The sequence below is a fragment of the Arthrobacter sp. PAMC25284 genome, assembly GCF_019443425.1.
GTDB classification, from domain to species: Bacteria; Actinomycetota; Actinomycetes; order Actinomycetales; family Micrococcaceae; genus Arthrobacter; species Arthrobacter oryzae_A.
This window is the reverse complement of sequence record NZ_CP080382.1, coordinates 2,644,250-2,656,289: the sequence shown is the minus strand read 5'-3', so window position 1 is coordinate 2,656,289 and position 12,040 is coordinate 2,644,250. Positions and strand designations below refer to the sequence as shown.

Sequence of the window (12,040 nt, the reverse complement as noted above, 5' to 3'; positions counted from 1 at the left end):
TTCGTTTTGTACGAGACCTGGTGCTCTGTATATCAGGTAAGTCAGTCGGTTTGGTGGACCACGAGCAGATCCGCGTCGAGCGGTCCGTCGGGAAAGAAACACGCGAACTGCTGGTCCGGGGGGTCCGCAGCCAGGCTTGCTTCGGACTCCAGCGGCGGCTCCAGCGTGAGGCACTTCTCCTGCCTGTCAGCCGGAAGCGCGGCGAACACCGGGCAGCGGGAGGCGAAATTGCAGCCTGCCGGCGCGTCCAGCGGCGACGGCAGGTCGCCGTCGAGGATGATGCGTTCGCGGCTGCGCTCCAGCCGGGGATCCGGGATCGGGATCGCGGAGAGCAAGGCCCTGGTGTACGGATGGCGGGGATTGTCGAAGATGGCGTCGACGTCGCCGATCTCCACAATCTTGCCCAGATACATCACGGCCACCCGGTTGGAGATGTGGCGCACGACGGACAGATCGTGGGCAACCATGAGGTAGCTCAGTCCCAGTTCGGCCCGGAGTTCGTCCAGCAGGTTGATGACGCCGGCCTGGACCGAGACGTCGAGGGCGGACACGGGTTCATCGAGAACTACCAGTTTGGGGTTTACCGCCAAGGCGCGGGCGATGCCGATGCGCTGGCGTTGTCCGCCGGAGAACTGATTGGGGAACCGGTTCACGTGGTCCGGCTGCAGACCCACGAGCTTCATCAGCTCCATGATTCGCGTCCGGATCGCCGGCTTGGACATGCCGGCGTTTTCCAGCGGCTCGGCCAGGACCTCGTACACCGTGAACCGCGGGTCCAGGGCTCCGGTTGGGTCCTGGAAGACCATTTGCAACTGCCGGCGCATGGCGGCCTTGGCATTGGAGTCGACGGCCGATTTGTTGCTGAGCCCGCCGATCACCACCTCGCCATCCTGGTCTTTGTGGAACTCCATGATTTCGAGCAGTGTGGTGGTCTTGCCGCAGCCGGATTCGCCGACGATCGAGAAGCACTCGCCTTCGCGGATGTCGAAGCTCAGTCCATCCACGGCTTTGACGGTCCCGATCCGGCGCTTGATCAAGGAGCCTTTCAGGAGCGGGAAATGCTTCCTGACGTCCCGGAGCTCCAGCACGGTCTTGCGCTCGTCCCGCGGGGTCGCGTCGAACCGGGACACGGGCACGGGCGGGGCGGCGAAGACCTCGCGGACATCCACATCGCCGAGGGAATCTGTTTTGATGCAGGCCGCTTTATGCCCGTCGCTTCCCGGCACCGGCCGCAGTGCGGGCTCCCCGTGCAGGCAGGCGTCGCTGGCGAGCGGGCAGCGCGGGGCGAACGAGCAACCCGTGGGCGTGTGGACGAGGTTCGGCGGGATGCCGTCGATCGGCACGAGGGAGGTTTTTTCCGCCGCGTCCACCCGGGGTACGGCTCCGAGCAGTCCCATGGTGTACGGCATGCGCGGCCGGTAGTAGATGTCATCCACGGTGCCGTTCTCGACGGGTTTGCCAGCGTACATGACCATAATGTCGTCAGCCATCCCGGCCACCACGCCGAGGTCGTGGGTGATCATCACGACGGCGGCGCCGGTCTCCTCCTGCGCTTTATGCAGTACCTCAAGCACCTGGGCTTGAATGGTGACGTCCAGCGCCGTCGTCGGCTCATCGGCTATGAGCACCCTGGGGTTGTTGGCGATCGCGATGGCGATCATGACCCGCTGCCGCATGCCGCCGGAGAATTCGTGCGGGAAGGACTTGAGCCGCGCCTGCGGGCTCGCAATCCCCACCATGGCCAGGAGCTCCGCGGCGCGGGCCGTCTTGGCCTGCGTGCTCATACCCGGATTGTGGACCGTCAGCGCCTCGATGATCTGGCTGCCGACGGTGTAGACCGGCGTCAGCGAGGACAGCGGATCCTGAAACACCATGGCCAGTTCTTTGCCGCGGTGCCGGCACATGGCTTTGTCGCTCAGGCCCAGCAGTTCCTGGCCCAGGAGCCGGACCGAGCCCGTGACCTGCGCGGTGGTGGGGAGCAGGCCCATAACGGCCATGGACGTGACGGACTTGCCGGAGCCGGATTCACCCACGATGCCGAGGGTCTTCCCCGGCAGCAGATCGAAGTCGATGCCGCGGACGGCATGCACCACACCGTTTTCGGTGTTGAAGCGGACGTTCAGGTCCCGGACGGACAGTACGGCGTCCGTGGGGGCGTGCAGCCCGGCGACGTGGAGCCGTTCTGCCACGGGATGGACGGCGTCGGTGCTGGCGGTGAGGTCGCTGCTCATGAGGTCTTCTTCTTTGCGGATTTCTTTGCTTTGCGCCCGGCGGCGCTGCCAATGGAGCTCGAGTGGGGGTCGAAGGCGTCCCGCAGGCCGTCATTCATCATGGCGAGCGACCCGGTCAGCAGGAACATCACAGTCAGCGGCACCCAGAACATCCACGGGAAGGTGGAGACCTGCGAGGTGGCCTGCCCGATCAGCACGCCCAGGCTGACATCAGGAACCTTGATGCCGATGCCAATAAAGGAGAAGGCCACTTCGGCGAGGATGGCACCGGTCACGCCGCGGGTGACGTCAAGGACCAGGAGGGATCCAATGTTGGGCACGAGGTGCCGCCACACGATGCGGCGCGGCGGGATCCCCATGTACTGGGCGGCCTTGACGAAGTCCCGCTGCATGAGGGACATCGACAGGGAACGGATGAGGCGGGCTGTGCCCATCCAGCTGAAGATCAACAAAACGATAATGAGCAGCAGCCAGCTGGGGAGATTGCTTTTCAGCCCGCTGCCGCCGCCGCTCGTGGCGACAGCAACCACCAGCAGGGCAGGCATCATGATGAGGGCTTCCAGGATGAAAAGCATCACCTTGTCCACCTTGCCGCCGAAATACGCCATGGTGCAGCCGTAGACCGCGGCAATCAAGACGGACACGAGGCCCACCACGAGTCCGATCAGGATTGAGATCCGGGTGCCCTCCACCGTCAGGGAATACAGGTCTATACCCGCCTGCGACGTGCCCAGCAGGTGTTCCGCCGAGGGGCCCATGCCGATGTTGAAGGGGTCGATCGTCTCCTTGTCCCAGCTGGTGAAGTAGCCGCCGACGAAGGAGAAGAGCGTCAGGGCCACGAAGATGACCAGACCGGCGACGGCGGTCTTGTTGCGCAGGAACCGGCGCAGGATGATCCGCGACTTGGCGATGACAACGCCGTCGTGCTCGATGGCGGCTTCCTCGGCGACGGCGGCCGGGTCCAGGGCGTTGAGGTTGGTCATGGCTACTGAACCCTTACCCTCGGGTCAACGAGTGTGGTGGCGAAGTCGGCCAGGATCGCGCCGATGGCGAAGATCACCGATCCGTAGGCGAGCGTCGCCGTTGCGGCGTTGACGTCCTGCAGGGCGATGGAATCAATCGACCAGGAGCCCACCCCATGCCAGGCGAAGATCTTTTCCGCGAAGAAGCCGCCGGCGAAAATGGCCGGGATCGTGAAGGCGATACTTTGCGCCACCGGGATGAAGGATACGCGCAGGGCGTGCCGGGTAATGGCCTGGTTCCGGGTCAGTCCTTTGGCCCGGGCGGTCCGGACGAAGTCGGCATTGACGTTGTCCAGCAGGTACTGGCGCTGGGAAATCTGGTAGGCGCCCCAGCCCACGATGGTGATGGCGAACGTCGGAACCGCGTAGTGCGCCAGCATGTCCACGAATTGGACCCAGCCGTTGCCCTCCAACCCGGGGGTGGAGATGCCCGTGACGAAGAAGATCCGCTCACCGACGGTCTCGTTGATGTTGATGGCGCCGAGCTGCACCAGGAAGTAGGCGATCGGTGCCGGGACGATGTACATAAGGTAGCTGTAGGACGTGATCACCCGGTCCGAGGCCTTGTACTGGCGGGCGGCGGTGAAGACACCGAGGGCGACGCCGATGATGAGTGTCAGGATGATGGATGCCAGGAACAGGCGGGTGGAGATCAGTACACGGTCGCCGAATTCGGCGTTGATGAAGGCTCCGTTGGGACTCTGCCCCCAATCCCAACGGGTGAGAACGGCCGTCAGCCAGTCAACGTAGCGTTCCCCGGGGCTGAGGGTGGGGTCGAGTCCCTTGAGCCGGAAGGAGTTGACCACTTGCTCCGGGGTGGGCCGCGGAATCCGCTCCTGTTCGAGCAGTGCGGGCTGCAACGTCGTCACGGCAAGCAGGTACCCGGCACTCGTGGTGAGGAAAATCATCACGACGTAGGTGAGGGCACGTTTGGTGAGGTAGCGGAGCATTGGGACTAGTTCTGGATCGGCATTGTCTGTTCGGATCCCGTCATCGCGTGACAGCCTGGACCTGCCGGGCCGTACGCCGGGGTGATTCCATTATTCACAATCATCGGTCCTTCCGTCGTCCCCTGGCAGGCGGTGGTCACCGCTGCTCCGGGCTCTAGGCCATTCGGGTTCCTGGCCCTCCGCATGCCTTCCGGCCAAGCCCTGGTGCAGACTATGTTGCGGATCACATTCCCGAGGAAACTATCACACTACTTAGTTGTGGACGTTTCACGCCGCGCACCACGGGTCGGGGGCCCGATCGTTATGCAGTTTCCTGCGGGCCGGCGGCGGATCCGGCGGCCCGCAGGAGGTCAAAGTCAACAAAAGTTTTCTTCAAGACAACACTGGCTGTAGGCTGGGAAATGTGACCCACGAAACACTTGATACGGCCGCCGGACACCTCCCGGCCGAGGCCCTGGAAGCAATTGAACGCGCGGCCACGGCCGCCCATCGCCACGAGACCCTCTTCTCGGAGCGCGCCGCGAATATCAAACAGTCAGCCGTCCGGGACGTCTTTGACATCTCACTGCGCCCGGGGCTCGTCTCGCTCGCCGGAGGAAGTCCGTACCTCCAATCGTTGCCGCTTGATCGGCTGGGACAGACGGCCGCGGCGATCATTGCCGAAGAGGGGCTGACAGCCCTGCAGTATGGCGGAGGACAAGGCACCGAGGAACTGCGCACCCAGATTTGCGAGGTCATGGCCGCGGAGGGGATCCTCGATGCGGACCCGGCCAACGTCGTTATTACCGCCGGTTCGCAGTCCGCGCAGGATGTTGCCACCAAGGTCTTTTGCAATCCTGGCGACGTCATCCTCGTCGAGGACCCGACCTATGTTGGTGCACTCAACACCTTCGAGGCGTACCAGGTGCAGGTTGAGCCGGTACCCATGGACGGGGACGGCATCGTTCCCGAGTTGCTCGAGGCTAAGATCGCGACGCTGCAGGCCGAAGGCAAGGCCATCAAGTTCCTGTACACGATCCCGAGCTTCAACAACCCCTCCGGCATCACGCTCTCCGCGGAACGCCGGCAGCGGACGGTCGACATATGCCGTGAAGCGAATATTCTAATTTTGGAGGACAACCCATACGGGCTACTCCGCTTTGACGGGGAACCGCTGACGCCGCTGCGGGCCGGCAACCCCGACGACGTCATCTACATGGGATCCTTCTCGAAGATCTTCGCCCCGGGACTGCGGATCGGTTGGGCCCTCGTTCCGGCCCACCTGCAGCGCCGTTATTATCTGGCCGCTGAGGCAGTGACCCTCTGCCCTCCGACGCTCAACCAGATGCTGGTGTCCGCCTACCTCCGCGATTACGACTGGCGCGACCAGATCGTCACGTACCGGGGCCTGTACAAGGAACGTTGCGATGCGATGCTCGCCGCCTTGGCGGAATTTATGCCCGAGGGCCTGAGCTGGACGAATCCGGAAGGCGGCTTCTTCATCTGGGTCACCCTGCCCGAAGGGGTGGACAGCTATCCGCTGCTCCGGACCGCGATCGATGCGGGGGTCATCTTTATCCCGGGTGCCGCTTTTTCGCCTTCGGACGAGCCGTCAAACAAGCTGCGGCTCGCGTTCAGCGCCGTGCCACCGGAATCGATCCGCGAAGGTGTCCGGCGCCTCGCGCCGGTCCTGCGGGAAGCCATCGCCGCGCTGTAGCCTGAGTCAAGCGCTGGTGTGTGACCGAAGATTTTTCGCAGAACCTGAGGAGCAAATAATGACCGGAATCATCGTGGTGGGCGTCGACGGCAGCGAGACTGCAATGAAGGCGGCCCGCACTGCATTGGGCATGGCGGCCTCCCTCGGGGCCACTCTGCACGTAGTCAGCGCATTCGACAGTGACAGGACCGAGGTCTTTGGCAGCGGCAGCGACACCTGGATCGTTTCCGATGCCGGGAATGCCGAGAAGATTGCAAAGAACGTCGCGTCGTCGCTGCGAACGGCCGAAACCCCTGTCACCTATTCCGCGGCCCGCGGAAAGCCGGCAGAGGCTCTGATCGCGGAAGCCGCGCGGACCAACGCTTTGATGATTGTTGTCGGCAACCGGCGCATGCAGGGGATCGGCCGGGTGCTGGGCAGCGTTGCCAACAGCGTGGCCCACAATGCCCCGTGCGATGTCTACATCGCCAAGACCGACTCCGCCAAGTAGCCGGCGGCGCGCCAAAATCCTGTGCCGGGCGCTCTCCGGCCGTCTGGCCATCTTGAGCACCCGGCACAGGATTTTGCCACCGGCGCTACGTCCGGTCGGTGGTTTTGAGGATCCGGCGCAGGATCTTGCCAGAGGCCGACTTCGGCACGGCATCGATAAATTCGACGTGATGGACCTTTTTGAACGGCGCAACGCGGGCGGCCACGAACTCGGTCACGGCGCCCTCATCGAGCGCCTCGCCCACAGGTCCGTCCTGCCGGACGATAAACGCCTTTGGCACTTCCTGGCCGTCGGCATCATTCGTGCCGATCACTGCGGCGTCGGCGATGCCCGGATGGGTCAGGAGCAGCGCCTCCAGTTCAGCCGGGGCGACCTGGTACCCCTTGTACTTGATGAGTTCCTTGAGCCGGTCCACGATCGTCACGACGCCGTCGGCCCGCACCGTGGCAATATCGCCGGTGTGAAGGTATCCGTCCGAGTCCAGGGTATCGGCAGTTTCTTCGGGGCGGTTCAGGTAGCCCAGCATCACGTTCGGCCCGCGGCACAGCAGGTGCCCGGCAGCGCTTTCGCCCACCGCCGGAATTTCAAGGTCCTCGCCCGTGGCGGGATCCACGAGCCTGCACTCCATGTTCGGCACGGTGTACCCGACTGAGCTGACGGGCACGCCAGGGGCGTTCCGCGGGATCAGATGCGAAACCGGGCTCATCTCGGTCATTCCGTAGCCCTGCAGCACCCGGCAGCCGAGGCGTTCTGCCAGCAGCGTCCCAAGCTCACCGTCCAGCGGCGCCGCGCCGGAGAGCGTGGTGTGGACGGAACTGAGGTCGTACTCATCGACCATCGGATGTTTGGACAGGGCCACGGCCAGCGGCGGGGCGATGAAGAGATAGCTGCAGCGGCGTTCCTGGACGATCCGCAGGAATTCCGGCAGTTCGAATTTTGCCATGGTGACAAGCCGCGCCCGCTGCCGGAAGGCCAGATTCAACAGCACGGTCATGCCGTAAATGTGGAAAAACGGCAGGAGCGCCAGGAGACGGTCTTCGGCTCCAATGTCCAATAACCCGCGGGATTGCTCGACGTTTGCCACCAGGTTGCGGTGGCTGAGCAAAACGCCTTTAGGCCGGCCGGTGGTGCCGGAGGAATACGGCATCACCGCGATGTGGGTGGCAGCATCAATTGCCACCTCCGGGGCCGGCGCTCCCGCAGCGAGGAAATCCTGCAAGGACGGGTGGCCGTCGGCGCCATCCAGCACCACCAGCCGCTCGGCCGGGATACCTGTCCGTTCGGCTGCCTCGCGTGCGGCCGGCAGCAACGCAGAGATGGTGAACAGCCAGTCAGCTCCGGCGTCGGTGAGCTGATGCGCGATTTCATCCGCGGTGTACAGCGAGTTGATGGTGGTGATCGTGGCGCCTGCTCGTAACAGGCCGTGGAAGACCACCGGAAAGGCGGGGATGTTCGGGCACAGGACCGCGGCAACCCCGTGGACGCCCAGGCCACGGGCCGCCACGGCTCCGGCCAGAGCATCAACTTGGGCGGTCAGCTCCCGATAGGTGGTCGCCGTGCCGCTGGCGCCGTCCACGACGGCGGTCCGGTCCAACTCTGCCCCGGTAAGGCCCCTGAAAAGATAGTCATAGATGCTGACGTCGGGAATATCGACGTCAGGGAAGGGGCTCGAGAACACGCACATCTCCTTTGATCCGCGACCGCCGGACCGGCAGGGCTGGTGCAACTGTAGCCTCCCGCCGGGCGGCCGGGACAGCACCGGCGGATCCTGAGTGAATCCCCGGATGCCGGCGTCCGTGCCAGGACAGGACGCCGGCAGCCCGGATTGACTCCTGTCAGTCCAGCAGGAGCGCGGGCTCCTCCAGGATCGCGGCGACGTCGGCCATGAACCGGGCCGACAGGTCCCCGTCCACCACGCGGTGGTCGAAGGAGCCGCCCAGCGTCGTGATCCAGCGGGGAATGACCTCCCCGTCGAGGACCCAGGGTTTTTGCTTAATCGTGCCGAAGGCCACGATTGCGACCTCGCCCGGGTTGATGATCGGGGTGCCGGTATCGATGCCGAGGGCACCGATATTCGTCACCGTCAGGGTGCCGCCCTGCATTTGGGCCGGCTGCGTCTTTCCTGCCCGGGCCGTGACGGCCAGGTCGTTGAGGGCCAGGGCCAGCTCCTTGAGCGAGAGGTCCTGGGCATTCTTGATGTTGGGGACCATCAGGCCGCGCGGTGTGGCGGCGGCGATGCCCAGGTTCATGAAGTGCTTGACGTGGATCTCGGCGGTGTCACTGCCGTCCGGGTTGTCCACCCAGGTGGCATTGACGCTCGGGTTACGGGCGGCAGCCCAAATAACGGCCTTGGCAAGGATCAGCAGCGGCGAGACCTTGATGCCGTCGAAGTCCCGCGAGACCTTGAGCCGCTTGACGAACTCCATTGTGCGGCTGGCGTCGACGTCGACGAAGATGCTCACATGCGGTGCGGCGAAAGCGGACTCGACCATGGCCTTGGCCGTGGCTTTGCGGACGCCCTTAACCGGGATCCTTTCAATCCGCTGCTCCTGCGGGCGGCCGGTCTTGCCCCAGAACGTGTCCGCCTGGTCGACTTCGGCGTCCCGCTGGGCCTGGTAGCTCACCAGGTCCTCCCGGGTGACTTCGCCGCGGGCACCCGTGGGGATCACGTCTGCGAGGTCGATGCCGAGGTCGCGGGCGATCTTGCGCACCGGCGGTTTGGCCAGCACCTTGTTGACGAGTCCGCTGATGGCGCCGCCGAAGGTGGGACGCTCCTGGTTTTCGGCCGGGGACTCCCGTGCGGCGCTGGCCGGCGAGCTGATCCAGATGTCGTGGCTCTCGACGGCCGCCGGCGGTCCGGCAGGCGGTTGTCCGGCAGGCGTGACGCTCGACGCGGCTGCGGCCGCCGGCGTGGCGGCAATCCGCTGGCGGCGCTTCACGGCGTCGGCCTTGGGCCCGGAGCCTACGAGCGGGCCGCTGCCCAACTCGCCGGCGTCGGAAGTTTGCACCTCCAGCTTCCCGTACAGCGGAAGGTCAGCCGCCCCGGGAGCCGCCGCCGGGCCGGCGTCCGCCGCGTCGGTCACGCTGATGATCGGCGTCCCGACCTCAACCGTCACGCCCTCAGGAACCAGCAACTCCGTGACCGTGCCGGCGAACGGCGAGGGCAATTCGACGAGCGACTTGGCGGTCTCGATTTCACAGATGATGTCGTTGATGGCGACGGTGTCGCCGGCTTTGACCTTCCAGGAGACGATCTCGGCCTCGGTGAGTCCTTCGCCGACGTCGGGGAGGGGAAACTTGTTAAGCGTCATGGTGTCCTCGGTTTCGAACGTCGTGATCAGCGGGCCGGTTGTCAGTACGCAAGCGCACGTTCGAGGGCCTCAAGGATGCGGTCGATGTCGGGCAGGTAGTCTTCTTCGACCTTGGCCACCGGGTAGGGCATATGGAAGCCCCCGACGCGGATGACGGGCGCCTCAAGCGAATGGAAGGCGCGTTCGCTGATGCGGGCAGCGATCTCGCCGCCGATGCCGCCGAAGGTGGGCGCCTCGTGGGCAACAATCAGGCGCCCGGTCTTCCGGACGGACTCCGTGAGGGTGTCGAAATCAATTGGGGAAATCGAGCGCAGGTCGATCACTTCAACACTGTGCCCGTCCTCGGCAGCGGCGTTGGCCGCAGCCAGCGCAACCGGCACGAGCGGGCCGTAGACCACAACCGTGGCGTCGGTGCCTTCGCGCAGCACATGGGCCTTGAACGGATCTGCGGACAGGCCAGGCGATTCCGTGTCCACGTCCCCCTTGAGCCAGTAACGGCGTTTGGGTTCGAAGACGATGACGGGATCCTGGCAGTCAACGGCCTGCTGGATCATCCAGTAGGCATCATGCGGGTTGGAGGGCGTAATGATGCGCAGCCCGGCCGTATGAGCGAACAGCGCCTCCGGTGATTCCGAGTGGTGCTCGATCGAGCCGATGCCGCCACCGTAGGGAATCCGGATGACGACGGGAACGGTCAGGTTGCCGTTGCTGCGGGCATGCATTTTGGCCAGCTGCGTGGTGATCTGGTTGAAACCCGGGAAGACGAACCCGTCGAACTGAATCTCGCAGACGGGCTGGTAGCCGGCGAGGGACAGCCCGATGGCGGTGCCGATAATGCCCGATTCAGCCAGCGGAGTGTCCACAACGCGGTCCGCGCCGAATTCGTCGATCAGCCCGTCTGTGACGCGGTAGACCCCGCCCAGCGGACCGATATCCTCACCCATCAGCAGGGAACGCGGGTTGTTGGTCAGGGTTGCGCGCAGGCCTTCGTTGATGGCCTTGGCAATAGTCATGGTGGTCATCAGTTGGCTGCCCCTGTTTCTGCCTGGTCGACGGTCGCCTGATCGGCGAATCCGGCGCTGTACTCCTCGAACCAGGCGAGTTCCTCGGCAACCAGCGGGTGTGCTTCGACGTAAGTGTTGGCGAAGGCCGTCCGGATGTCAGGGGTTTCGAGATCATAGGTCGTCTTGCGGACGTACGCGGCGAGTTCGTCCCCGGCGGTCTGAACCTGTGCGAAGAACGCATCGTCGGCGAGTCCCTCTGCGCGGAGGTATTTCGCCAGGCGCTCCAGCGGATCCTTGGCCCGCCAAGCGGCTTCTTCGGCAGATTCGCGGTATTTCGTGGGATCGTCGGCCGTGGTGTGTGCTCCGACGCGGTAGGTGAAGGCCTCGATCAGAACCGGGCCCTTGCCCTCGCGGGCATGTTCCAGCGCCCATTCGGTGACGGCGTGGACGGCGATCACGTCGTTGCCGTCCACCCGGATGCCCGGGAAGCCGTAACCCTTGGCCCGGTTGGACAGCGGGATCCGGGTCTGCACCGACGTGGGCACAGAAATAGCCCAGTGGTTGTTCTGGCAGAAGAACACCACCGGAGCGTTATAGGACGAGGCGAACACCATGGATTCATGGACGTCACCTTCAGAGCTGGCCCCGTCGCCGAAGTAGACCATAACGGCTGCTTTCGGTTCCGGCGCCTGGCCGGCGCTCTGGTCCGCGGCGGCGGCCGCAAATTTCTGGTCGCGCTGGATGCCCATCGCATAGCCGACTGCGTGCGGGGTCTGCGCGGCAAGAACGAGCGTATACAGGTGGAAGTTGGTTTCCTTAGGATTCCAGCCGCCGTTGGACACGCCGCGGAACTGGCGCAGCAGCTCGGCCAGGTCCACGTTGCGGGTCAGCGCCACGCCGTGTTCGCGGTACGTGGGGAAAATGTAGTCCTGCGGCTGGCTGGCCCGGCCGGAGCCGATCTGGGCCGCTTCCTGTCCGGTCAGCGGCACCCAGAGCGCCAGCTGACCCTGCCGTTGCAGGGCAGTTGCTTCCTGGTCGAAGCGCCGGATGGCTGCCATGTCGGCGTAGAATCCGCGCAGTTTCTCCGCGTCCAGCCGCTGGGCGTATTCCGAGAAGACCGGATCCGTCCCGAGCGTGCCATCAGGGCCGAGCAGCTGGACCATGGGCGTGCCGGGATCACCCATGCGGGCTTCCGCGGCCGCCTCTCGCTGGTCGTCCGTGCTGGTTCCGTCGAACTCGGTAGCGGGCAGATGTGTGGCGCCCATACCGTCTCCTTGCTTGCCGCATCCGAATGCGCTGCAATCGCTGGGATATATGCCGCCCCGGTAATACAATC

At 64.7% G+C, this 12,040-nt stretch carries 9 protein-coding genes; 2 read left to right on the top strand and 7 right to left on the bottom strand.

The genetic code is table 11. The annotated features are described in order from the left end of the window. Positions 1-41 precede the first annotated feature (41 nt). Genes KY499_RS12310 through KY499_RS12300 form a run of 3 tightly spaced genes read right to left on the bottom strand, consistent with a single transcriptional unit; the run spans position 42 to position 4,203 of the window. Positions 42-2,231 (bottom strand): ABC transporter ATP-binding protein, encoded by a 2,190-nt coding sequence (locus KY499_RS12310; protein ID WP_219885503.1) that lies wholly within the window; start codon positions 2,229-2,231, stop codon positions 42-44. After that, positions 2,228-3,214 (bottom strand): ABC transporter permease, encoded by a 987-nt coding sequence (locus tag KY499_RS12305; protein ID WP_123253858.1) that lies wholly within the window; start codon positions 3,212-3,214, stop codon positions 2,228-2,230. The genes KY499_RS12310 and KY499_RS12305 overlap by 4 nt, the downstream gene beginning before the upstream one ends. Before the next feature lie 2 nt (positions 3,215-3,216). After that, the gene (locus KY499_RS12300) at positions 3,217-4,203 is read right to left on the bottom strand and encodes an ABC transporter permease (protein WP_123253859.1); all 987 of its coding nucleotides are present in this window, start codon (positions 4,201-4,203) and stop codon (positions 3,217-3,219) included. Between the two features lie 403 nt (positions 4,204-4,606). On the opposite strand from KY499_RS12300, the gene KY499_RS12295 reads away from it, so the two are divergent. Both KY499_RS12295 and KY499_RS12290 read left to right on the top strand, forming a co-directional pair. Continuing rightward, on the top strand, positions 4,607-5,899 hold the full coding sequence (locus tag KY499_RS12295; RefSeq protein ID WP_123253860.1) for a PLP-dependent aminotransferase family protein: 1,293 nt from the start codon (positions 4,607-4,609) through the stop codon (positions 5,897-5,899). A gap of 58 nt (positions 5,900-5,957) precedes the next feature. Continuing rightward, positions 5,958-6,389 carry a universal stress protein gene (locus tag KY499_RS12290; RefSeq protein WP_123253861.1) on the top strand — a complete coding sequence of 144 codons (432 nt, stop codon included), beginning with the start codon at positions 5,958-5,960 and terminating at the stop codon, positions 6,387-6,389. An 85-nt stretch (positions 6,390-6,474) separates the two neighbouring features. Here the strand turns inward: KY499_RS12290 and KY499_RS12285 are convergent, their stop codons facing one another. From KY499_RS12285 to pdhA, 4 genes are all read right to left on the bottom strand, one after another. Beyond that, complete coding sequence (locus KY499_RS12285; RefSeq protein WP_219885502.1) at positions 6,475-8,067, bottom strand: AMP-binding protein; 1,593 nt, start codon at positions 8,065-8,067, stop codon at positions 6,475-6,477. 157 nt (positions 8,068-8,224) lie between these two features. Next, positions 8,225-9,700, bottom strand: a complete 1,476-nt coding sequence (locus KY499_RS12280) for a dihydrolipoamide acetyltransferase family protein (protein WP_219885501.1) — start codon at positions 9,698-9,700, stop codon at positions 8,225-8,227. 41 nt (positions 9,701-9,741) lie between these two features. Continuing rightward, positions 9,742-10,722, bottom strand: coding sequence for an alpha-ketoacid dehydrogenase subunit beta (locus KY499_RS12275; RefSeq protein WP_123253864.1), 981 nt, complete (start codon positions 10,720-10,722; stop codon positions 9,742-9,744). Continuing rightward, positions 10,722-11,969, bottom strand: coding sequence for a pyruvate dehydrogenase (acetyl-transferring) E1 component subunit alpha (gene pdhA / locus KY499_RS12270; RefSeq protein ID WP_219885500.1), 1,248 nt, complete (start codon positions 11,967-11,969; stop codon positions 10,722-10,724). Before pdhA ends, KY499_RS12275 begins: the two co-directional genes overlap by 1 nt. Positions 11,970-12,040 lie beyond the last annotated feature (71 nt).

Coding starts and splice junctions, on each gene's coding strand:
- KY499_RS12310 (WP_219885503.1), bottom strand. CDS start 2,231: ATGAGCAGCGACCTCACCGCCAGCACCGACGCCGTCCATCCCGTGGCA.
- KY499_RS12305 (WP_123253858.1), bottom strand. CDS start 3,214: ATGACCAACCTCAACGCCCTGGACCCGGCCGCCGTCGCCGAGGAAGCC.
- KY499_RS12300 (WP_123253859.1), bottom strand. CDS start 4,203: ATGCTCCGCTACCTCACCAAACGTGCCCTCACCTACGTCGTGATGATT.
- KY499_RS12290 (WP_123253861.1), top strand. CDS start 5,958: ATGACCGGAATCATCGTGGTGGGCGTCGACGGCAGCGAGACTGCAATG.
- KY499_RS12280 (WP_219885501.1), bottom strand. CDS start 9,700: ATGACGCTTAACAAGTTTCCCCTCCCCGACGTCGGCGAAGGACTCACC.
- KY499_RS12275 (WP_123253864.1), bottom strand. CDS start 10,722: ATGACCACCATGACTATTGCCAAGGCCATCAACGAAGGCCTGCGCGCA.
- pdhA (WP_219885500.1), bottom strand. CDS start 11,969: ATGGGCGCCACACATCTGCCCGCTACCGAGTTCGACGGAACCAGCACG.